Here is a 23,168-nt window from a genome sequence, read left to right on the forward strand (position 1 = left end):
ATAAGCAATGGAGATGAGGTTTCTTGACGACCTTTTATCAATTAAATACGATCTTTATCAGCATGGTGATGGAAGCCATTCCATTCGTTTTAGTCGGCGTCCTTATTTCAGGATTTATTCATACCTTCGTGAAGGAGCAATGGATAACAAAGATTATGCCGCGTAATCGGTATCTCGCAACGATTTTCGGCTGCGGGATCGGCATTTTTTTTCCTTCCTGCGAATGCGGAATCGTACCGATTACAAAAAGATTAATAAACAAAGGGATGCCTCTGCACGCGGGTATTGCTTTTATGCTGACCGGTCCAATTATTAATCCAATCGTGCTGTTCTCCACCTATATCGCTTTCGGCAATGATTGGCAGATGGTCGGCATTCGGGCAGGGCTGTCGATCGCGGTTGCTTTTTCCGTTTCGATTATTCTTTCGTTTATGTTCAAGCAGCTTCCTTTCCGCGTCCAAGACGGGCAGGCTGCTGCGGCAATCGAGCCGGGTACGAAAATGCCGCTTGCAGCTCGCATTCCGCTAGGCAAGAGACTCTATGAGGTTGTCGTGCATGCGATCGAGGAGTTTTTCTCCGTCGGCAAATATTTAGTGCTTGGCGCTTTTATCGCTGCGTGCATGCAGACATTCGTTCCGACGTCCTATTTGCTGCATCTTGGCAGCAATCCCGTAACCTCCTCACTGGTCATGATTGCTCTTGCTTTCATCATTTCGTTATGCTCAGAAGCGGATGCTTTCATAGCTGCTTCCTTTAGAAGCACATTTACGGTCGGCTCGTTGTCAGCATTTTTAGTTTTTGGACCAATGATCGATATCAAAAACACACTGATGCTTCTCGGAACATACCGCGGCAAGTTTGTCGTCGCTTTGATTGCACTCGTGGCCATTTTTACGCTAGCTGGATCGTTAATCGTAGGGAGGTTATTCGGATGATTCGTTTTTTCATATTATTCGGATTTTCTTTCATGTTTTTCATGCTGCACTATACGGGAGATATTGATAAATATATCAACATGAAATATGCCTACCTTTCGATTAGCGCCGTCGTTATTATGGGACTGTTGAGCATCTTTGAATTTGTGCGCGTCTCCCGTCAGCAGATTGCCGAGGAGAAGAAGCAGGCGGCTGCGCTTGATGGGAAATGCTATCATGATGAGCAATCGGAGCATGATGGACACGGGCACGCACACACGCATAATCACGCTCATCACGCCATTCACGATTATCATGATCAGCACGATCACGGTCACTCGCATGGCAACGATACGAAGCTAAAGCGGTTTTTCGGCTATCTCATCTTATTTGTGCCGATCCTGACAGGGCTTTTCCTGCCTGCTGCTGCGCTTGATTCAAGCTTTGTGAAGGCAAAGGGCTTCTCCTTTCCGAGCTTTGAGGAAAATATGGAAAACAACCCCGGTGCTCATCAGTTTTTAAAGCCGGATTCAAGCGTATTTTATCGCAAGGATGATTATGTTAACGTAAAAAATAAAGAGCTGGCACAATTTATGGATCGGCCTTCCGTTATATTGACGGATGAAGATTATTTAAAAGGCATGGAGGTCATTTACAACACCCCGGAAGCTTTTATGGGCAAAACAATCGGGTTTGACGGCTTCGCTTATAAAGGGCAGCAGGTGGATGGCAATCATTACTTTGTGTTCCGATTCGGCTTTATACATTGCGTCGCGGATTCAGGCGTATTTGGCATGCTCGTTGAATTCCCTAAAAATACGCAAATTAACGATGATGACTGGGTACATGTATCTGGCAAGCTATCATGGGAGCTATATCAGCCGTTTAAACAAACGATTCCCGTATTGAAGGTGGCTGATTGGAAGTCTATCGAGCCGCCAAAGGACCCTTATGTTTACCGTTCAACTTAATTAAGAAGTCTGCAAGAAGCCAGCCTGCGAAGGTTGGCTTCTTTTGTTTTCCTATTAATGGGATTTAATTGCCGCCATGCTCTTTAGAAACTGACCAGGGAAGTCATTTTTGAGGAGGCGGCATTCATATACTACGATATGTGCGGATACCGTCGAACTTTGTCCACCACACTTTGCCTGCCGTGAGAAGGGGAGGGAGGGAGATGCAATTTTGCATATCCGAGGAGCTGGAGCTGACAAGGTCGGTCATCCGGGAATTTGCAGAAAGCGAGGTTGCGAAGGGTGCGGAGGAACGTGATGCTCAGGAGCTTTTTGATCGATCACTCTTTGGACGGATGGGAGAGCTCGGCCTAACTGCCATTCCAATCGGCGAGGCTTATGGCGGTGCTGGGAGTGATTGGTTGACCTATGCCGTAGTGCTTGAAGAGCTATCGCGTGTATGCGCATCCACGTCAGCTGCATTAGCTGCGCATACCGTATATGCGGCTTGGCCCATTTATACATTTGGCAACGACGTTGCCAAACAACGATTTCTAAGGGAGCTGGCGAGCGGCGCTAGATTGGGAGCTTGCGCGCTGCCAATAACCAATAAGAGCAAAGCAGCAACGGAAAACACCATCTTCGCTAGCAAAAGTAGAGAAGGCTGGGAGCTAAACGGGGCACATTCCTTTGCCATTCAGGCGGAGGCCGCAGATCAATGCGTGCTATTCGTTCACTCAGCCTCAGGGACAAGGAAATCTGCATGCAGCGCGTTTATAGTCGAAACGGGTACGCCAGGATTTAAGATCGGAAATAAAGTGCGCAAGCTTGGCTTGCGTTCCTTCATGACCGCGGAAATCCATTTCGAAGAATGTGTCATTTCGGCTAATCATAGAATAGGAAAGGCCGGACAAGGGCAAGAAATCGCTTCGTCGCTGATCGATATCGGCCATATCAGCGCGGCTGCGCAAGCCGTGGGCATCGCGCAGGGGGCGCTAGAGTCAGCGGCAGCATATGCGAAGGAGCGCAAGCAATTCGGACTGCTGATTGGCAAGCAGCAGGGCATTTCCTTTAAGCTGGCGGATATGTCAGCCAAGATCGAAGCCGCTCGCCTGCTCGCCTATCAGGCGGCATGGCGCAGGGATGAGCAATTAAGCTGCAGCAGAGAAGCGGCGATAGCCCGCAAATTCGCGGCTGAAACGGCAGTTCATGCAGCCATTGAGGCCGTTCAGATCTTTGGCGGCTACGGTTATATGCAGGAATACCGGATGGAACGGTTTTTAAGAGATGCCAAATGCTTGGAAACCAATGTGGGCACTGGCGGTATGGAGACGGATTTGTCTTACCGCATGCTGAAGGAATAGGGAGGCGATTTCCACCATGCGTCAAACGATCATTGTCGGCGGGAAAAGAACGGCATTTGGCAAATTCGGCGGCATGTTCAAGGACGTGAAGGCTGTGGAGCTTGGAGCGGCTTCGATTAAGGGGGCCATGGAGCATTGCGGGATAGCTGCTGATGAAGTGGATGCTGTCATCATGGGCATGGTTCTCCAAGCGGGCTGCGGGCAAAATCCAGCTCGGCAAGCAGCAAGACTAGCAGGTATCGGTTGGAGCGTTCCCTCGGAAACGATCAATAAAGTATGTGCCTCCGGGCTGCGGGCTATCACCTTGGCGGATCAAATGATACGTGCCGAAGAGGCCGATACGATTGTCGCGGGCGGAATGGAGAGCATGAGCCAAGCGCCGTTCGCTATTCAGACAGCAAGATGGGGAAGCCGGCTTGGCCATTCGCAGTTGACGGATCTCTTAATTAACGACGGTCTGCTTTGTCCATTCAACGATGTGCAAATGGCTGTTCATGCCAATGCTATCGCAGCAGAGTTTGGCATAAGCCGAACCGAACAGGACGAGTGGGCGTTAAGAAGCCATAATCGGGCGAGTTCCGCAATGATCAGTCATCTGTTCGAAGAGGAAATCACTCCGTATTTGACTCCTTCTAGCGTTATTCTAAGTAGCGATGAGAGTCCGCGCTCCGATACGAATGGCGTGAAACTGGCGCAGCTTAAGCCTCTGCACGGCTCCAGCGGTTCGATCACCGCAGGAAATGCTCCCGGCATAAATGACGGGGCTGCGGCTTTGGTGTTGATGTCTAATGAAGAGGCGCTGCGTGGCGGATACAAACCGGTTGCCAAGATCATCGCTCATAGCGCGATCGGGACGGAAGCGCCTTATCTTGCTACCGCACCCGCCCTCGCCATCGAGAAGCTTTTGCGGAAAACGGGACTTTCACTTGAGGACATCGATTTATTTGAGGTAAACGAAGCCTTTGCTTCCGTCATTCCAACATGCGGCAAAATACTCGGCTGGGACGCGGAGAAGATCAACGTAAATGGAGGCGCGATTGCGCTAGGCCATCCGATTGGCGCTAGCGGCGCAAGAATCGTGCTTACATTAATGCATGAATTGCAGCGGCGTGGCGGCGGCCTTGGAATTGCCGCGATTTGCAGCGGAGGAGCGCAAGGCGATGCGGTATTGATTCAGGTGGATGGATGAAACTGAGGTGGTAGGGATGGCTTTTCGAACAATTACGGTAATAGGCGCCGGGCAAATGGGGAGCGGGATTGCACAGACGTTTGCTCAAAGCGGCTATCCGGTTATGCTTTACGATATCGACGATTCTGCCATTAATCGCGGCTTATCCTCGATCGAAGCTTCATTGTCTCGACTTGTCTCTAAGGGGAAAATAACCGAGGAAGAGCGAGTGCTGACGCTCGGCAATCTTACAGTTTCAACAGTAATGGATAGGGCTGCTCATACTGAGCTTGTCATTGAAGCTGCGCCAGAGCGAATGGACTTGAAGAAAGCCTTATTTAAGCAGCTGGATCAGATTTGCACCGCTAATACGATTTTGGCGACCAATACCTCTTCCTTATCCATTACCGATATGGCAGCCTCTACGAATCGGCCGCAGCTTGTCATTGGCATGCATTTCATGAACCCTGTTCCCGTTATGCCGCTCGTTGAGATTATTCGGGGGCTAGCGACATCGGATGAAACCTTCAATAGGATCAAAGAGCTTGCAATCGCCATAGGTAAATCACCGGTAGCGGTAAATGATTATCCAGGCTTCGTCTCTAACCGCATATTGATGCCGATGATTAATGAAGCAATTTACACCGTTTATGAGGGAGTAGCAGAGCCGGAAGCTGTGGACCAAGTGATGAAGCTTGGCATGAATCATCCGATGGGGCCGCTTGCGCTGGCTGACTTCATTGGATTAGATACTTGCTTAGCCATTATGGAAACGCTGCATGCTGGCTTTGGCGACTCCAAATATAGACCTTGTCCGCTGCTCCGGAAATATGTGCAAGCCGGCTGGCTGGGACGCAAGACGGGACGCGGTTTTTACATTTACGATTGAAGGCGGGGTTCGGTTTTTCGGAAAGGGGTGCAGGGCAGTGGAGCTCCGGTTTACGCAGAAACAAGAAGAGCTGCAGAGAGCGGTCCGGCATTTTGCGGAGACAGAGATTGCCAAGGTTGTGCCGATTATGGAACAAAACGATGAATTTCCGAGCTTATTGCTAGCTAAGATGGCTCAGCGCGGATTAATGGGCATTCCCATTCCGAAGTTATGGGGCGGCGCTGGTGCCGACTTTATTTCGTATATCGCTGCGATTAACGAAATTTCCAAGGTGAGCGCAACGATAGGCGTCATTTTATCCGTTCATACATCCGTTGGCACTTTCCCGATTTTGCAATACGGTACGCAGGAGCAAATGGAAAAATATGTGAGCAGGCTCGCTTCTGGCGAGAGCTTAGGCGCTTTCGCTTTAACCGAGCCTCACGCCGGATCGGATGCTTCCTCCATACGAACATCAGCCGTCCGGGTCGGAGATCATTATATTTTGAACGGGACGAAAGTATTTATTACGAATGCCGGAGCAGCGGACACCTATGTCACCTTTGCGGTGACTGATTCGTCTAAGGGCTCTCGCGGCATTACCGCATTTATAATAGAGCGAGATTCGCATGGACTTACGATTGGCAGAAAAGAAAAGAAAATGGGGCTGCATGGCTCAAACACCTGTGAATTGATTTTTGATCAGATGAAGGTGCCGATAACGCAGCGGCTAGGCGAGGAAGGTAAAGGTTTTGCCATTGCGAAAGGTACGCTTGACGGCGGTAGAATCGGGATTGGGGCACAAGCGCTAGGCATTGCACAAGCAGCGCTTGAGGTGCTGAAGAATCGATTCCATCCTTACGTCGAAGGAACAGCAATGCGGCACGGCAAGCCGCCGCTTCATCTGCATGCTAAACTAGCTGATTTGGCCGCTCAGGTAGAAGCGGCACGGCTTCTCGTCTATCATGCAGCTTATTTGCGCCAGCAAGGGCTTCCTTGTACGAAGGAAGCATCTATCGCGAAAATGTTCGCATCCGATACGGCTGTCGCCGTTACGGGCGCGGCAGTGCATATGCTGGGAGCTGCGGGCTGCACGAAGGAGCTGTCCGCAGAAAGGCTATTTCGGGATGCCAAGGTTACTCAAATTTACGAGGGCACCAATGAGATTCACAGAATCGTAATCAGCAACCAATTGCTTAAGTAGTTCGATTTCTTAATAAAAGGCGGTGGCAGAATGGGTGTATCCCCGGGGCAGCGTCTACGCGAGGCGCTTATCGTCGAAAAGCCCCTGCAAGTCGCAGGCACTATTCATGCCTATTCAGCCATTCTGGCGGAACGTGCCGGTTTTCGTGCTTTATATTTATCTGGCGCAGGCGTCGCAAATGCGTCCTTTGGGTTACCTGACCTAGGCATCACGACGCTGCACGATTGTTTGGAGGAGGTAAGAAGGATCACGAGCGCAACGGAGCTGCCGCTGCTCGCAGATGTGGATACCGGCTTTGGCGGCGCCTTCCAAATTGCACGCACCATCAAGGAAATGAATCGCGCCGGAGCAGCCGGCGTTCATATCGAGGATCAAATCATGGCCAAACGCTGCGGGCACCGCCCCAATAAATCCATCGTCAGCAAAGGGGAGATGACGGATCGTATCAAAGCGGCAGCAGATGCAAGAATGGATGCACAGTTTGTCATTATGGCTCGCACGGATGCCCTTGCGGTTGAGGGATTGGAATCCGCAATCGAAAGAGCATGTGCCTGTGTCGAAGCAGGGGCGGACATGATATTCCCTGAGGCGGTCACCCGGCTTGAGGATTACCAGGCGTTCGCTGACGCTGTAAAGGTTCCCGTCCTTGCCAACATAACCGAGTTTGGCCAGACGCCGCTGTTCACGATTGAGGAGCTTGAGAAGGCGGGCGTTGGCTTGGCTCTTTATCCGTTATCAGCCTTTCGCGCAATGAACGCAGCCGCTCTGCTCATCTATGAGACGATTCGGCGCGAAGGGACGCAAAAGAATGTGATAAGCCATATGCAAACACGTGCGGAACTCTATGATTTTCTTGATTATTTCAGCTATGAGAACAAGCTGGATCAGCTATACGGAAGCCGGAAGGAGGAGTCGAGCGATGGCAACTAAAAAACCGGGTGGGCTTGCGGAAGTCATTGCCGGGGTTACCGCGATTTCAACCGTTGGCAAGGAAGGCAAGGGGCTTACCTATCGCGGCTATTCGATCGAGGATCTTGCCAGCTATGGCACCTTTGAGGAAACCGCTTATCTGCTCATTTACGGGAAGCTCCCCGATCATCAGGAATTGCAGCAGTATAAACAAAAGCTGCAGCATATGCGAAGTCTGCCGACAGGCTTGCTCACGATTTTGGAACAGCTCCCTGGGAGCACGCATCCGATGGATGTGCTGCGTACAGGCGTTTCCGCACTTGCGGCCTTTGAGCCTGAGACCGCACAGCATCATCAATATGAAATCGCCGATCGATTAATCGCAAGCTGCGCTTCCGTGCTGCTGTACTGGCATCATTATCATAGAAATGGCAGCAGGATCGACACGGCAACGGATAACGGCAGCATTGCCGGGCATTTTCTCCAGCTGCTGCACGGGGATAGGCCAAGCGAGCTTCACGAGAAGGCGATGGACGTCTCACTCATCCTGTACGCGGAGCATGAGTTTAACGCTTCCACATTCGCAGCACGCGTGACGACTTCCACCTTGTCCGATCTATACTCGGCAGTTACGACCGGTATCGGCACGCTGCGCGGCAATCTTCATGGCGGCGCTAACGAGGCGGCTATGGAATTAATTGAACGATTTACAAGCCCAAGCGACGCCGAAAGCGGCGTTATGCAGCTGCTGAAGGACAAAAAATTAATTATGGGCTTTGGCCATCGTGTATATTCGGTCTCAGATCCGAGATCGGATTTGATCAAAGCATGGTCGAGGAAGCTGTCTGAGGCTGGAGGCGACATGTCGCTTTATCACATATCGGAGCGGATTGAGCAGATTATGCGGCAGGAGAAAAAGCTCTTTCCGAATTTGGATTTCTACAGCGCATCGGCATATCGGTTAATGGGCATCCCAACCTCCTTGTTCACGCCAATCTTTGTTATCTCCCGCTTGAGCGGCTGGTCCGCACATATCATTGAGCAGCGGGCCAACAACCGTCTCATTCGGCCAAGTGCCGATTACAACGGCCCGAACGAGGCATCGTGGGCTCCTATTGCAAATCGATCCTAACGAAAAGGGGAGGAGGAGTTGCCCTCATGTCCACGCCAATCAGCAACATCAGGCCCGAGCCCGACCAAGCGCTTGTCGATATCGCAACATATGCGGCAGATTATTTAATCGACAGCGAAGAGGCATACGAGACGGCTAGATATTGCCTCATGGACACACTCGGCTGCGGTCTGCTCGCGCTGCGTTATCCGGAATGCACGAAGCTTCTGGGACCCGTCGTCAAGGGCACCATCGTGCCGAATGGGGCTCGTGTGCCCGGCACCGCCTTCCAGCTAGATCCGATTACTGCCGCTTTCAACATCGGCTGCATGATTCGCTGGCTCGACTACAACGACACATGGCTCGCAGCGGAATGGGGCCATCCATCCGATAATTTGGGCGGTATTCTTGCTGTTGCAGATTATATAAGCAGAACGAATATTGCCGAGGGAAAACCACCTTTAACGATGCGCGACGTACTGACTGCGATGATTAAAGCACATGAAATCCAAGGCATTCTTGCCCTTGAAAATAGCTTTAATCGCGTTGGGCTCGATCATGTTATTCTCGTTAAGGTCGCCTCGACTGCAGTGGTTACAGCGATGCTCGGAGGAACGCGGGAAGAGATTGTAGCAGCCGTATCTCATGCTTGGATCGACGGACATCCGCTTCGCACTTACCGGCATTCACCAAATACCGGGACGCGAAAATCATGGGCAGCCGGCGATGCAACAAGTCGATCTGTCAGGCTTGCGCTCATGGCCGTACAAGGTGAAATGGGGTATCCTTCCGCGCTGACAGCGCCGGGATGGGGGTTTTATGATGTGCTGTATAAAGGGAAGACCTTTTCCTTAAACCGCAGCTTTGATTCGTATGTCATGGAAAATGTGCTGTTCAAAATTGCTTTTCCCGCGGAATTCCATGGACAAACGGCAGTTGAATGCGCCATTTCGCTTCACCCGTTAGTGAAGGATAGACTGCATGAAATTGACAAAATCGTACTTACGACGCATGAGTCAGCCCTGCGCATTATTGATAAGACGGGACCTCTCCATAATCCGGCTGATCGCGATCATTGTCTGCAGTACATGGTTGCCATCGGACTGCTATTCGGCAATTTGACAGCCGATCACTATGAAGAAGAGGCTGCGCAAGACCCGCGGATTGATGAGCTCCGCCGGAAAATGATTACCGCCGAGCAAGCATCCTATTCGCAGGATTACCTGGACCCAGGTAAACGCTCGATCGCAAATGCGATTCAGTTATTTTTCACGGATGGCACATCCTCGGAGAAGAAAGAGATCGAATATCCGATTGGCCATAGGAGAAGGCGCCTTGAAGCCATCCCGCTTCTGCAGCGTAAATACGAAGCCAATCTGAGAACCCGTTTACCCGCAAAGCAAGTGCAGCAAATTATTGAGCGGTGCCGGGATCAACTGACGCTAGAGTCGACGCCCGTAAACCAGTTTGTGGACCTCTTTGTCGTATAAACGAATGCCTGCGTAGAGCGCAGGCTTTTCTTTTTATACAAAAATATTTTTGTAGCTTTTCTGTAACTTATTGCACGCCGAATTCGTTATATTCTATAGGTAAGCCGAATAAGAATATACACCATAAATAAAAGGAGCGTCAGCGCTATGAAAAAATATGCAATGATCGCAGTTGTTGCGATAGCTTGTCTCACGGCCTTTAGCTTTGCGCCGACGGGAGGCCGTGATTATAAGCCGGTAGAGCAAACGCCGGATTTGGAAACGGGCTATATCGAGAGCGTACAGAAGCAAAATAATCAATACACGCTATCCATCGATCAAATCGATTGGTACGAGGGTGAGCAAGCTATCGATAAATTTTTGGAGTTTGAAGCGGATTCGGGTCTTGATGGTCCACCGGATGGCTATTATATCATTAATAATGATGAGGGCCTTCATGAATTACCTATAGCAGATGATGCGAAAGTACTTATGCAAATCTACAACCGCACTGGTAATGTGTATGAAGCTGATATTGTATGGAATGAGCCGATTACCGTTGAAAAATTCGTAGAGCTATTGAATAAGGAAGATGACTTGGATGTTAAGAGCTTCCCTTATCATATGACCGTGAAGGACGGGGAAATCGTTCAGATCGTGCAGCAATACGTCCCTTAATAACACGCAAAAGCCGCGATTAATCCAAAAAGGGTAAGAAGCCAAGCTAATGGCATCTTACCCTTTTTTCGTCCTTGATTAACCTTCAGTCTCTTCCGGCTTCATATATTTTTTGCGCAAGCATGCCGGGATTCAACTTTGTCGATGACATATGATCGCTGTTTCCTTGAATATAACGGAAAATGCCGAGTCGGCTGGACATATGGGGGTGCCAGCCGTATTCGCTGTTGTATTGCGGCAGTACAATATCTTCCGTAAAGAAGATATAGCTTCTTGGCGTGGTGAGGCTGTAAAATTTTTTGAGATCCAGCTTCTCGAATAGCGGCTTTGCAGGCTCAGGCGTTATTTTAATGTATATGCGCTGTGCTACCTCTAAAGGCGCTGCATTTACAAAGGTATCACGGAAAAAAGGGAAGGGAAGCATGATCGTATCATCCTTCGAGCTGTCTCTTAGCTGCTGGAAAAAGGCTAAAGCGGCTGGCGGAAATTCGTCCGATGCCGATTCTCCGTCTTTCAGCACAAATGCATCCCAGAAGACGAGCCGTTTAATGCGATTTGGAACTAGCTCCGCTACCTTCTGGACAACAGTGCCTCCAAAGCTATGACCAACCAAAACAATTTGCTCAAGATTGTGGGCGATGATAAAATCCGCGACCGATTTGCTTAACATGTCATGAGTAACATTTTTGTTAGGGTCCACGCCGTGGCCAGGATACTCGGGCGCATACACGATGTGGCCCATTTGGCGCAATACAGCAGCCGTCTCATCCCAGAAGCTTGCATCCGCCCATGCGCCATGTACGAGCACAAAAGTAAGCGGCGGCAGATAGCCAGGCATATAACGTTTATAGGCTGGATACGCATCTGCGTATGGATAACGCCAGTACACCCCATTTTGTTCATAGGAATACATGTATAATTTCCCCTCGAGATCAGATATATCAGCATATGCCTAATTCTTTGCGAGGTTCTTTATTGGATGATCAAATAAAAAATTGCGTAACCGTACCTTTGCCGTCCTCTACCGACACCTCTGCATATGCGCCATTTATGAAGGTTAATTGGGGGGGAACATGGCCGCAATCTATATCATAAACAACGGGGATTTGCAGTTCCTCAGCAAGCTCCTTATATACATCCTCAATCATATAATCATCAACCGCTTGATTGGCAGGGCTTCTCCCAAACATCACTCCTGAACAGTTGTTAAACCAGCCTGCGAGCCTCATTTGCACAAGTGATCTTCGCAAGTCTGTTGTGCTCAGCTCGCAATTTTCAAAAAACCATAAAATAGGCTCAGCATGGATCATTTGATTTTGAAATTGCTGAAGCTCGCCATATGGAGTGCCTATTAAATGTCTGATTACGTCTATGCAGCCCCCAAGCAATCGTCCATTTATTTTGGTTTTCGTCTCGGAATAAACTTGCCAGCAGGTTCGTTCCGTTAAGTGGAAGACGCATGGAGAAGGGTCGTGGAAATTCCATTCCTTTTGATATTTGGGTGAGGAGTGCTGAAGAATGGATTGTCCTGCCTTCGTTGATAATACCGCTTGCCAGCTAGAAGTAGTGATATCCGAATATTGTCCCCGCAAATCAATGAGATTGGTTCCATGAGCAGTCGCTATGCCTGTTTTTAAAGTGATTGCCAATAACAATAAGCTGATATCGGAATAGCCTATTAGCCACTTGCATTTAAAATTTTCAAAATCAAGATACTCCAAAATTTCAATTAACAATTCTCCGCCCCAAGGAGGAATGACGAGATCGATCTTATCTCCTTGCATCATCGTGTTAAATTCTTCGGCACGAATTTGAGCAGGGGATGACTTCGCTTTATTTTGCGTCCAAACCGTTTCACCGCAAACCACATTAAAGCCCTTTGTCTCCAATCGGCTGCAGGCGAGCTTAACCAAATCATGCCATTCAGCATTTACGCCCGATGAAGGGGCAGTAACGCCTACAGTAGCTTTTTCATTTAAAAACGGATATCTAATCATATGGGCCTCCTAATCGGTTTACCGCTTTGTCTTAGCGACGAACAGTGAGCGGTAGGTGCTTTGATGCCTATTTTAGCAGCCAAAACAGTCATCCGAATAGGTGTGAATTGGGAAACCGACTTTATGAATGAATCGTTTTGCTTTTATTCGGATGCAGCCGAAAGCTGTGACGTGCTGTTTTTACATGGGGTATTTGAGATTTTGCAGAAGCTAGCGTGGCATTGATCTCACCGCCAAGCATAATGATGATCGAGCTGATATAAAGCCAGATCAACAGAATGATCATGCCGCCTAAGCTGCCGTAGGTTTTCGAATAGTTGCCGAAGCTGTTCATATAAAATTGGAATAACAGCGATGTCACAATCCAGCCGAAGGTTGCAAAGACTGCTCCCGGCAGCACCTCTCTGAAGCTGAGCCGTCTATTTGGCACAATCCAGTAAAGCAAGGTAAACGCCCCGATCATTGCCGCGATTGGAATTACATATTTTAAAACGCCCCATGTCCACTGAAATCCTTCAGGATATCCCAGCCACTCGAACAAATAGTGTCCAATTGCTTTTCCGAAAATAAGCATGATCATGACGAGTATGATAACGACAACTAGAAAAATCGTCGATACTACCGAGATGCCGCGTACTTTCCAGAAAGGACGCTGCTCTTCAATGTCATATGCCTTGTTTAGCCCTTTAATCATCGCGTTAATGCCGTTCGAAGCCGACCAGATCGTAGCGATCATACCGAATGAGAGAAGCGTTCCGCTGCTGTTATCGACGACCTCCCCCAATATGCCGGTAATCGTATCGCTTGCATCGGAAGGGAGCAAGCGGATCAGCTCTCCAACGACGCTATCCCCCGATAGCTCGATAAAGCTTAACAGGCTAATCATAAAAATTAAAAATGGAAAAAAAGATAAAATTAAATAATAGGTCAGCTGTGCGCCAAGTGCAGGAACATCATCCTCGCGAAATCGGCTGTATAGACATTTCATAAACTGAACCGTTTGAGACATTCGCGTCATACGCAGTCACCATCCTTTTAGATTAAAATTAAACAAAAAGGTAAGTTAACTAAACAAGTTGGATCGGCAATGTAGGAAAAAAACAAAAACTGTCGAATAAGAGTATAGTCAACTATATTTGAAACTAGGGAGTGGACCGATTGTTTTTACATTTTCTACAATCCAAGGAACATAAAGAGTCTTTTCTGGAACTCGCGCATCTCGTTGCAAATGCCGATGGTTTCGTCCACAAAAAAGAAAGAGGTTATTTGCAATCGTTTATGGAAGAAATGGACATCCAGCAAACCGATATCCAGTTCTCTAATGAGAAGCAGCTTTCGGATATTATCGGCGGCCTGAAGGATGAGCATGTGAAAAAAATCTTTTTCGCAGAAATTTTGCTGCTCATATTTGCCGATGGTGACTACAACGATGACGAGAAAAAAATTACGCATGACATGAAGCAGGTATTTGGCTTTTCCGATGAATCCTATGAGACTTTGAAGAGCTGGGTCATTCGAATGGATCAATTGAAAATCGAAGGCTTAAAGCTCATCTTGAACCCTTAACCGATGAAGCTCGAGCGATTAATCTCGATGATTTATATGCTGCTGAATAACGAGGTGCTTTCGGCATCCGCTTTGGCGGAAAAATACAAGGTGTCTCAACGGACGATCTACCGCGATATCGATGCCATTTGCGCAGCAGGTATTCCTGTCGTATCCTATCAAGGCGTAAATGGCGGATATGGCATCATCGACACGTACAAAATGGATAAAAGCTTGCTCGGCTCCTACGATGTGAGTTCGCTTATTACGATTCTTCACAGCATGTCAACCGTCTTCGATGACGAGCGTGCATTGGAAACGATTCATAAGCTGCAGACTCTGCAACACAGCGATGCATCGCCAAGCTTGACGATGAACATCGGAGGGAGCGGCGCATACAATGAGTCTCTCCGCATCCTTAGAGTAGCGATCACGGAATGCCGAATCGTCCGTTTCGATTACGTCAATGCGAAAAACGAGAGGAAAGAGCGCTGCGTTGAGCCGATCAACCTGCTGTATAGATATGATTCCTGGTATTTATATGGATTTTGCAGGGAACGCAAAGACTATCGAGAATTCAAGCTGCCGCGAATGGCAAATTTGCTTGCAACAACGGAATACTTTCAGAAGCATAGTCAACTGCCCGATAGAGATCGGTCTTATGATCGGCAGCAGCAAAATAAAGTGAATGCAACGCTTCATTTTTCTGTTGCATGCCTAGCACGGGCAATGGATTTTTTCTATATCGCGGAGAAAAGCTTCAATGATGATGGCACGCTTACCATGACGCTCCAAGTAGACCCATGGTCCGTGGAGCGTTGGCTCGTTCCGAGCCTGTTAAGCTTCGGTGACGGCGTCGTTGTCGTAGACCCGCCCGAGCTTCGAGAAATGGTAAAAGCGGCAATCGTAAAAATGTTAAAACGGTATACCGAAGTATGACACTCAGCTGTCATACTTTTTTTATTACACTGATAACAAGCAAAACGAAATCAAAGGGAGTGTTTATCAGTGAAGCAAAGTCAAAAAAGCAGCCTTTCCATCGTAATCGCAGGCTTGCTGCTCGGAATTTTAATGGCATCCATGGACAACACGATTGTCGCTACCGCAATGGGCAATATCGTCGGTGAGCTTGGAGGGATGGATAAATTCATTTGGGTCACATCCGCCTATATGGTCGCGGAGATGGCGGGAATGCCTATTTTCGGCAAGCTGTCAGATATGTATGGGCGCAAGAAATTTTTTGTGTTTGGGATCATCGTATTTATGCTTGGATCGGTTTTATGCGGTACGGCTGATTCAATGACCGAGCTCGCTATTTTCAGAGCCATTCAAGGTGTCGGCGGCGGCGCTCTTATTCCTATTGCATTCACCATCATGTTTGATGCAGTGCCGCTGGAGAAGCGCGGGCAATTAGGCGGATTATTCGGAGCCGTATTTGGTTTATCGAGCATTTTCGGTCCATTGCTCGGGGCTTACATTACGGACCATATCGCTTGGCAATGGATTTTTTATATCAATCTTCCATTAGGGTTGATTTCCTTTCTTATGGTCACGTTTTTCTATAAGGAGTCGCATGAGCATTCCAAGCAGCCAATCGATTGGTTAGGCGCATTTACACTCATCGGAGCCATCGTCTGTCTCATGTTTGCCCTAGAGCTTGGCGGCAAGCAGTTCGCATGGCAATCACCGATCATTTTAAGCTTATTCGCCGGCTTTGCCGTCCTTCTTATTGCCTTTCTTATGGCGGAGAAGAGAGCAGAGGAGCCTATCATTTCATTCGGGCTATTCAAAAACAGATTGTACACGACAAGCATTCTAGTGGCTCTATTTAGTGGTGCGGCATTCATTGCGGCATCGGTCTACATTCCAATCTTCATTCAAGGGGTGCTTGGCGGCTCTGCTACAAATTCAGGGCTTGTACTGCTGCCTATGATGGTCGGCTCGGTCATTACCGCAACGCTTGGGGGGACCCTCATGAACAAGTTTTCGTACCGAAACCTCATGATCCCAACACTAGCTATATTAGCTCTCGGGATTGCGCTTGTTGCCACCATTTCCGCTGAAACGTCTCGATTAACGGTCACCATCTATATGGTACTTATCGGTTTAGGAATCGGTGCATCATTTTCCGTACTTAGCAATGCTGCTATTCATGGCTTATCGTACCGGCAGAGAGGTACTGCTGGCGCTACGCTGAATTTTATTCGTTCGCTTGGCATGACCATTGGTATTACAGCATTTGGTCTCATTCAGAGCCAGTATTTTACGAATAAAATGTCGAAGCTCTATTCCGCTGATGGCAATGAGGGCGGGGGATTGCCTGAAGGGCTTGATATCAAAGACCCGCACGCGCTGCTTTCTCCGGATACTCGTGCGCTTATTCCATCTGACCTGCTAGAAAGCTTCTCCGGCATGCTCTCAGGCTCTATCGCATACACATTTGCTTGGGCAATTGTACCGGTCGTGCTCGCATTGCTCTCCGCGTTCTTCATGGGGAGCAAGAAGCTTGACGCAACGGCGGAATCAGCAGCAGAATATTCATCCGCGCATTAGAGTATTATCGAATAAATAGCTGTATAAGCATGAATCTTCTTTCTTCCAGTTGGACGAAGGGAGGTTTTTTTGCATAGATCGCAAACATAATATGTGAAAATCCACTTTTTTATAAACGTCAATTATGCTATTATGGGGTCTATAAAAAACTTATGCTGGGGAGAAAAAGAAGATGATTAATAGCCAATCAAGCGGGTATAGAAAGCCCATGCAAAAACTAATGCTCACATTTTTCTTTGCCCTGCTCGTATCGGTGTTCGGGATGTATATTGGAACGCTGCTGCCGAGCGTTGCTCGAATTCCGCTATTCATTTTGGAGATCGGCCTCATTCTCGCTATCGTGTTTCTCCGCAAATCGAAAGCGATCGGTTATTCACTGATGTACGCATTTATGGTGGTATCAGGAGCAACCTTGCAATTTAGTTTAAGCTATTACATCGCCTCGATGGGTACGAGCACTGTTATCCAAACCGTCGCGGTAGCGGTTATCGTCTATGCGGGACTTGCGATCTATGCAACCTATACGAAAGAGGATTTTCGCTTTTTAGGCGGATTCCTGTTCGCATCGTTGATTGGACTTCTCGTAATCGGACTTATGCAATTTATCTTTCCTTTTGATGGGATGATGGAGACGATTTTCGCTGGTTTTGGCTTACTCATCTTCATCGGTTATACGTTGTATGATTTTAACCGGATGTCCAAAGAAGGGTTCGATGATAGCGATATTCCATTGATGGTTGTAAACATTTATCTGGATCTGGTCAATATTATCCTTTATGCGCTTCGTTTCGTAAAATCGCTGTTGGATGATTAAGTAGAAGACTTAAAACAACAATAACGATACAAAAGGTTAATCTTCTTCCGTGAAGATTAACCTTTTTTATTGGTCAAGGGTGCTGTTTTAGCCGTATTTTTCATTTATTTCTCCGTTATGTCCGCTTGGCTGCAGACTGGGGGATTCTTTTTTTCGGATAAACGATTCCGATTGGCTTTGCGATCTGAAAATATTTTTTTGAGGATGGAGACTCTCGGCTCACCATCATCGATAAAGTCCCCTCTGCGTACTTTTCTTTCCCATTCCTGCTCACGTTCATTCCATAATTGTTCAGCTACATAATGTTCAATCATCATACTCCACTTCCTCCTTAGGACCATTCCCGTTTTATTTTTGTGTGGGGTGTTGGTTCTTTTATTATGCAGTCGCTAAAAGGGGATAAAAAGTGTATAATCGTTTTCGTATATTTCCCCTTTTATTTAACCGTCCACTAAGAGGCGTTAAGGAGGATTGCCATTGTTGACTCATGAACGTTATTTGTTGTTATATACGAAGTTTGCCGGAGCTGATGGAGCAGGCAAAGCGGTAGAGGTGTCATTGGAGCAGCTAGCGGATGCCTTATTCTGTTCTACACGCAATGTGAAGCTGATTCTTCGAAAGCTTGAAGAAGAGGGCTTCATCGATTGGACAGCAGGCCGGGGACGAGGCAACCGCTCTCAAATAACCTTCCTCCTTGCAAAAGAAAAAAAACTGCTTGAGCTTGCGCAGCAGCTTGCAACAAAAAGCGAGTACAAGCAAGCATTTGAATTCATTGATCGCTATGGAGAAGGGACAGCGGCAAGAAGCTTGTTCGCGGAATGGTTAAATGGGCATTTCGGTTACCGGACCATGCAGATGAACGACATTGAATCAGATATTCTTCGGCTACCTGTACACAGGCCAATTTTGACGCTCGATCCGAAAGAGCTTTATTATGCGTTCAGCGCACATATGATTAAGCAGCTGTTCGACTGTCTCGTCCAATATGACCGTGTTGCCGGTAGAGTCATTCCATCGCTAGCACATGCATGGGAGCATGATGGCAGCGGCAAGGTGTGGACTTTTCATCTACGCAAAGGAGTCATGTTTCACCATGGCAGAGAGCTGATTGCCGAGGATGTTGTATATACGCTCAATCGTTTGCATGGAAGCAGCGCTTCCGGTTGGTTCGTTCGAACAATCGAGCAGGTCGAAGCAATTGGACAGCGGACGGTTAAAATAAAACTGTCGAATCCTAACTGGCTGTTTCCTAGATTTCTTTGTGCCCCCGGCTTATCCATCGTGCCTCATGAGCTTGTGGAGCAGGATGAATTTTTTTGGACGCGGCCGGTTGGTACAGGACCTTTCCGGTTTACAGATTGGACTGCTGATCGATTCACGATGCAGGCGAATGCCGGATATTTTCAAGGAAGAGCACATTTGGACGGCGTCGTAATCGTCATCATGCCAGAGGATACGGTTGTTTATACTAAGAGCTGGGAACAGCTGCTTATTGATCACGATATAAGAGATATCCAGCCTGAACAAGGCTGGAAGAAAATAGAGTCGATTTGCAACGGATGCAGCTTGCTTACATGGAATATGGGGAAGGAAGGTCCGCAGCAATCCGAAGCGTTCCGGAAAGCGATTGATCTACTCGTAGATCGGACTCAAATGATAAAGGAGCTTGGAGAGGACCGCATTTATCCGGCTCAAGGGTTTCATCCAAATGAAGCTACCTACCAATGGCAGGATCAATGTGAATCAGAGCAAGCGGTTGAGCTTCTTAAAGCGTCTGGCTATGACGGAAGGGCTATCCGTATAAGCACTTATGGCATCCATGAGCAGGATGCCTTATGGCTCCAGCGACATTTGTCAGCATTCGGAATTGAAGTCGTTGTTCAAGTAGAGAACTGGAGGAGCATAAGAGAGCCTGAAGTCTTTCAAAACGCTGACTGTCTATTGTACTGCGTCGTGTTTGCGGAGGATGAAGTTTGCTTAATAGAGCTTTATGAGCAGACTGGCAATTTCCTGAGAGAGCATCTGGACCCTCGCTTGCGTGGCTGGGTGAAAGAAAAGATTGATTTAGCATTGGCCTGCGAGCGAGCAGAGGATCGATGGAATCAGCTCTTTGAAATCGAGAAGAAGCTGAAGGATGAAACGCATGTCCTCTTTCTGCTGCACAAAAAGCTTAACACCTTTTACAATCCAAATATTAAAGGAGTAGGCGTGAATTCCCTTGGCTGGATCGATTTTAAGGATATATGGCTGGAGAGAACCAACGATGCTTCTCAGATCACGGAGTCGAGTCCTATAGCGACTTTGCAGTGATTAGGTCATCTTATAACGAAAAGAAGGAGAGGCAGTTTGCCTCTCCTTCTTTTTGTTAAGCCCATTTCTTAAGCGATTATTTCTTAGAAGCCGGCGGGCAGGTTGACTGCCTAATAATGAGTTCGGGCTGCAGCCTCCAAGGCTCTTGTGAGACGGGGGCGTCTAGGTTTTCCATTCGTTTGAGCAGCAAATCAATAGCATGGCTTCCGATAAGCTCGACCGGTTGACGAACGGTAGTCAGCGCAGGACGGAACTGATCAGCGAAGAGTTGATCGTCAAAGCCGATTACTGAAAGGTCTTGAGGGATACGGTATCCCTTATTTTTAAGCGCATCCATAACGCCAAATGCGATCAAGTCGTCCGCAACGAATACGGCAGTAGGTAGAGTACCGGATTCGAGCCATCGTTCTGCTATCTCATAGCCGGAATTAATGTCGAAATTCCCCTGTTCGATGCGTGTAGGAAGCCCAGCTGATTCCATTGCCGATAGGTATCCACGAATACGTTCCTTACTGCTGAGAAACAGTGAGGGCCCGCTAACATGGACGATATCCATATGGCCTAGATCGATCAAATGCTTGGTCGCCTCATACCCGCCTCTAAAATTGTCGACTTGAACAGACGGTACGGACGGATTTTCCTGCTGATTATCAATCATGACAAACGGAATATTTTTTCGTGTGAGCTCTTCTACATAGCGCTCCTCATGAATGGGCGATAGGATAAACATGCCATCCACACGGTCTTCCTGAAATATAGCGCTATGAAGATCCGTTTCGTCTTCTTTGGATATGAACAAGGCAAGGAGATAGTGGTGAGCCTCTAACTTATCGTTAATTTCTTTCACTACCGCATCAAGGAAGGAGTCATTCAACGTCATAATGATAATGCCAATTACCCCTGTTTTCCCTCTAGCAAGACTTCGGGCGGCAGCATTTGGATGATAGTCCAGCTCTTTCATTGCTTGCAGCACCTTGTTTCGATTTTTTTCACGCACCGTATCCGCATTATTGATCACTCTTGAGACGGTAACGACTGATAACCCGGATTTGCGCGCCACATCAAATATACTAACTTTCATCATCGCTTCGCTCCTTGGAACATAACTGCATATTGTTCTACCATACCACATTTTGTGATAAGTTGGCAGTATGCAGCACATCGGAAGCGGCATTAGAATTATGGGGTTGCAAGGCTCCTCAAAATGGTAATGGCTTCTGCTCTCGTTAGACTCGCGTTTGGCTGGAAAGGTGCGTCTTGCGCTTTAAACAATTGGATACCAGCAATGCCTAATGCTTTGACCGCTGGTTTCGCCCAATCTGGAATGGAAGCATCGTCGGAGAAACCTGTATTTGGTGCTTGCTCCTCAAGCGGCAGCTTTAATGCTGCTGCTACCAATATCGCTGCTTCAGAACGAGTAACCTCGGAAGAAGGGAGGAAGCTTTCTTTAATCCACCCTTTTAATAGATCCGCTTGTACGAGCCTAGCAATCGATTGCTTAGCCCAAGGCGAGATAGATTGATTGTCGTTGAATGTGAGCGCAGCTCCTTCGCCAGACAGCTTTAGCGCATTTGCGGTCATGACTGCGAATTCAGCGCGTTTCACGCCTGCATCCGGTTTGAAGGCTCCATTAGGAAATCCGGTTGCAATGCCTTCAGATAATGATTTAATGATATCATTCTCAGCCCAGTGGCCCGATATATCTGTAGCTGCGATGCCTGTTGGCGACCACCAGTTTCCTGATACAACAATCATGCTGAGCAGGCGTATGGAATTTCCATAGTAATAGCGCCATTCTTCTGCTGTAGGATTGACTGCATCCGTATGATAGTCCCAAAGGTCGTTCAGCCATTGTTGATTGGAGGAGTCGATCATCGCACTGACCATAAATGGTGCAGTGAAATCCATCCCGCCGTCCCATTCGCTTAGCTTCGTCTTGCCATCCAGCGTGTAGCCCGACCATATTTTGTCTGGCGAATCATGCTTGTCCTGTATGAATTTGTTCAGAACGGATAATTGCTGGTACGCTCTTTTGTCGCCTGTAAGCAGATAATCAGTCGTGATGCGCCAAGGCGTGCGGCAGGAGTTATAGTTATAGGCGCCGTCAAACTCCGATTCCAAAAAGTGACCGCTTTCCGTATTCCATTTGAATTCGTTGACTGGCTTATATTTTTCGTCTACAGCATCCTTGTAAAGGAAGTCCGGCAGAAGTCCAGTGTTCGGGCTGTAGCTCTCATGCACATCTTTTATGATCCCGTAGGTTGTTGAGAGAACCTTATCCCAGCGGGCATCTCCTGTTGCTTTGGCATATTCTTTCATGTGCTGCAGCATGAAGTCAGATGGGCGAGAGGAGGGCTTGAAGCTAGGCTCGCTATCCGAGTTCTTAACCCAGTCTCCCAATTGGAGGTGATAATCTTCGGGGTGAACTTCGTTTTCCATTATTGCATTTATGACCTTGATACCTTCAGCGCGATAATTAATCGCACCTGAGCTGCCCCATTGCTTATCAGCCAGTAAGAGCGAGTAGGCGATATCCATATCACCGTCAATCGCTGAATCCGAGCCATTGACATTGATGATCGCGCCGCTTCGATCCGCTTGCTGCCAAGCCATAAGATCAGCGTTGAGGGTGCTTGGATGAGCACGGAAATAACGATACATGCCATCGAAGATTTTTTTCGCTTCCGGATCAGCACCGGCCATAATTGCCGTAATCAGCATTCCATAGCCATGCGCCTCCGATACCGTTATCGCGTCGCCATTCCAGCCTCCATCGTTGTACCAAACATAATATTGGCTGGCATCGTACGGGTTTACTTTCATATATTTTTTCTTCCATTCCTTGTAGAGCAGCTTAACCTCCTTATTCATCTGATTCTGAGTGACATGGTTTGGTTTAATCGTGCCTTTTGTGTAAGTCATTTGTTGTGGAAAAGGCTTTTGAGGCTGCTGGGTGGAGGCAGCGCTCTCCTGCGCAAAAGCTGCTGGCATACAAGCAAGCAACAAAACCAGGGACAGGGCAATCGACATGACTGACCTTAAACGCAACAATGAATGCGATTTCAAGATATTGCCGGTTTTCATTATCCAACACGACCTTTCTTAAATAATAAGTGCTTTGAAGTGTAAATCTTGTAAATTGAAAGACTGTCACTCCTGTATTGTAGGATGACAAAACAGGGATGTCAATAAAAATTAAAGCGCTTAAACTTTTGTGTTTTCTATACACAAATGGGAAGTCGGCTATACAGATGTAAGGATCGTATGGAAATGGCAACCTTAGTTTGGGCAACAGCATGATTTGTAATGATTTG

Annotated in this window: 21 protein-coding genes; 15 read left to right on the forward strand and 6 right to left on the reverse strand. The window is 47.7% G+C overall.

Annotated elements, in window-relative coordinates; translation table 11 throughout:
* Positions 1-23: 23 nt before the first annotated feature.
* The 10 genes from HI950_RS04115 (at position 24) to HI950_RS04160 (ending at position 10,635) form a co-directional block, all read left to right on the forward strand.
* Positions 24-935, forward strand: a complete 912-nt coding sequence (locus HI950_RS04115; RefSeq protein ID WP_169081462.1) for a permease — start codon at positions 24-26, stop codon at positions 933-935.
* On the forward strand, positions 932-1,885 hold the full coding sequence (locus HI950_RS04120) for a TIGR03943 family putative permease subunit (protein WP_169081461.1): 954 nt from the start codon (positions 932-934) through the stop codon (positions 1,883-1,885). The genes HI950_RS04115 and HI950_RS04120 overlap by 4 nt, the downstream gene beginning before the upstream one ends.
* A 203-nt stretch (positions 1,886-2,088) precedes the next feature.
* Entirely contained in the window at positions 2,089-3,228 is a 1,140-nt protein-coding gene (locus tag HI950_RS04125) for an acyl-CoA dehydrogenase family protein (protein WP_169081460.1), read from the forward strand.
* A 16-nt stretch (positions 3,229-3,244) separates the two neighbouring features.
* Positions 3,245-4,417: an acetyl-CoA C-acetyltransferase gene (locus tag HI950_RS04130; RefSeq protein WP_169081459.1), complete on the forward strand. Its 1,173-nt coding sequence runs from the start codon at positions 3,245-3,247 to the stop codon at positions 4,415-4,417.
* Between the two features lie 16 nt (positions 4,418-4,433).
* Complete coding sequence (locus HI950_RS04135) at positions 4,434-5,285, forward strand: 3-hydroxybutyryl-CoA dehydrogenase (RefSeq protein ID WP_169081458.1); 852 nt, start codon at positions 4,434-4,436, stop codon at positions 5,283-5,285.
* Between the two features lie 37 nt (positions 5,286-5,322).
* Positions 5,323-6,468, forward strand: coding sequence for an acyl-CoA dehydrogenase family protein (locus HI950_RS04140; protein ID WP_169081457.1), 1,146 nt, complete (start codon positions 5,323-5,325; stop codon positions 6,466-6,468).
* Positions 6,469-6,498: 30 nt separating this feature from the next.
* Entirely contained in the window at positions 6,499-7,398 is a 900-nt protein-coding gene (prpB, locus tag HI950_RS04145) for a methylisocitrate lyase (RefSeq protein ID WP_169081456.1), read from the forward strand.
* Positions 7,388-8,509, forward strand: a complete 1,122-nt coding sequence (prpC, locus tag HI950_RS04150; RefSeq protein ID WP_169081455.1) for a bifunctional 2-methylcitrate synthase/citrate synthase — start codon at positions 7,388-7,390, stop codon at positions 8,507-8,509. The genes prpB and prpC overlap by 11 nt, the downstream gene beginning before the upstream one ends.
* Positions 8,510-8,535: 26 nt before the next feature.
* Positions 8,536-9,978, forward strand: a complete 1,443-nt coding sequence (locus HI950_RS04155; protein ID WP_169081454.1) for a bifunctional 2-methylcitrate dehydratase/aconitate hydratase — start codon at positions 8,536-8,538, stop codon at positions 9,976-9,978.
* Positions 9,979-10,125: 147 nt separating this feature from the next.
* Positions 10,126-10,635: a hypothetical protein gene (locus HI950_RS04160; protein ID WP_169081453.1), complete on the forward strand. Its 510-nt coding sequence runs from the start codon at positions 10,126-10,128 to the stop codon at positions 10,633-10,635.
* 85 nt (positions 10,636-10,720) lie between these two features.
* Here HI950_RS04160 and HI950_RS04165 read toward each other — a convergent pair whose 3' ends face one another.
* From HI950_RS04165 to HI950_RS04175, 3 genes are all read right to left on the reverse strand, one after another.
* Complete coding sequence (locus HI950_RS04165) at positions 10,721-11,548, reverse strand: alpha/beta fold hydrolase (RefSeq protein ID WP_169081452.1); 828 nt, start codon at positions 11,546-11,548, stop codon at positions 10,721-10,723.
* Between the two features lie 70 nt (positions 11,549-11,618).
* Positions 11,619-12,632, reverse strand: coding sequence for a S66 family peptidase (locus tag HI950_RS04170; protein ID WP_169081451.1), 1,014 nt, complete (start codon positions 12,630-12,632; stop codon positions 11,619-11,621).
* Between the two features lie 121 nt (positions 12,633-12,753).
* Positions 12,754-13,650 (reverse strand): YihY/virulence factor BrkB family protein, encoded by an 897-nt coding sequence (locus tag HI950_RS04175; RefSeq protein WP_169081450.1) that lies wholly within the window; start codon positions 13,648-13,650, stop codon positions 12,754-12,756.
* 140 nt (positions 13,651-13,790) lie between these two features.
* Here HI950_RS04175 and HI950_RS04180 point away from each other — a divergent pair, with 140 nt between their 5' ends.
* The 4 genes from HI950_RS04180 to HI950_RS04195 all read left to right on the forward strand — a co-directional run bounded on the left by HI950_RS04180 (position 13,791) and on the right by HI950_RS04195 (position 17,544).
* Positions 13,791-14,198: a TerB family tellurite resistance protein gene (locus HI950_RS04180; protein ID WP_169081449.1), complete on the forward strand. Its 408-nt coding sequence runs from the start codon at positions 13,791-13,793 to the stop codon at positions 14,196-14,198.
* Between the two features lie 3 nt (positions 14,199-14,201).
* On the forward strand, positions 14,202-15,116 hold the full coding sequence (locus tag HI950_RS04185) for a helix-turn-helix transcriptional regulator (protein WP_169081448.1): 915 nt from the start codon (positions 14,202-14,204) through the stop codon (positions 15,114-15,116).
* 69 nt (positions 15,117-15,185) lie between these two features.
* Entirely contained in the window at positions 15,186-16,730 is a 1,545-nt protein-coding gene (locus tag HI950_RS04190; RefSeq protein ID WP_169081447.1) for an MDR family MFS transporter, read from the forward strand.
* Positions 16,731-16,902: 172 nt separating this feature from the next.
* Complete coding sequence (locus HI950_RS04195) at positions 16,903-17,544, forward strand: Bax inhibitor-1/YccA family protein (RefSeq protein ID WP_169081446.1); 642 nt, start codon at positions 16,903-16,905, stop codon at positions 17,542-17,544.
* Positions 17,545-17,648: 104 nt separating this feature from the next.
* Here HI950_RS04195 and HI950_RS04200 read toward each other — a convergent pair whose 3' ends face one another.
* Positions 17,649-17,861, reverse strand: coding sequence for a hypothetical protein (locus HI950_RS04200; RefSeq protein WP_169081445.1), 213 nt, complete (start codon positions 17,859-17,861; stop codon positions 17,649-17,651).
* A 160-nt stretch (positions 17,862-18,021) separates the two neighbouring features.
* On the opposite strand from HI950_RS04200, the gene HI950_RS04205 reads away from it, so the two are divergent.
* The gene (locus HI950_RS04205) at positions 18,022-19,854 is read left to right on the forward strand and encodes an ABC transporter substrate-binding protein (RefSeq protein WP_169081444.1); all 1,833 of its coding nucleotides are present in this window, start codon (positions 18,022-18,024) and stop codon (positions 19,852-19,854) included.
* 76 nt (positions 19,855-19,930) lie between these two features.
* Here HI950_RS04205 and HI950_RS04210 read toward each other — a convergent pair whose 3' ends face one another.
* Positions 19,931-20,938 carry a LacI family DNA-binding transcriptional regulator gene (locus HI950_RS04210; protein WP_317618288.1) on the reverse strand — a complete coding sequence of 336 codons (1,008 nt, stop codon included), beginning with the start codon at positions 20,936-20,938 and terminating at the stop codon, positions 19,931-19,933.
* Between the two features lie 95 nt (positions 20,939-21,033).
* Positions 21,034-22,938 carry a glycosyl hydrolase family 8 gene (locus HI950_RS04215; protein ID WP_169081443.1) on the reverse strand — a complete coding sequence of 635 codons (1,905 nt, stop codon included), beginning with the start codon at positions 22,936-22,938 and terminating at the stop codon, positions 21,034-21,036.
* Between the last annotated feature and the right edge of the window lie 230 nt (positions 22,939-23,168).

The organism is Paenibacillus sp. PL91 (assembly GCF_012935325.2).
Classification (GTDB): domain Bacteria; phylum Bacillota; class Bacilli; order Paenibacillales; family Paenibacillaceae; genus Pristimantibacillus.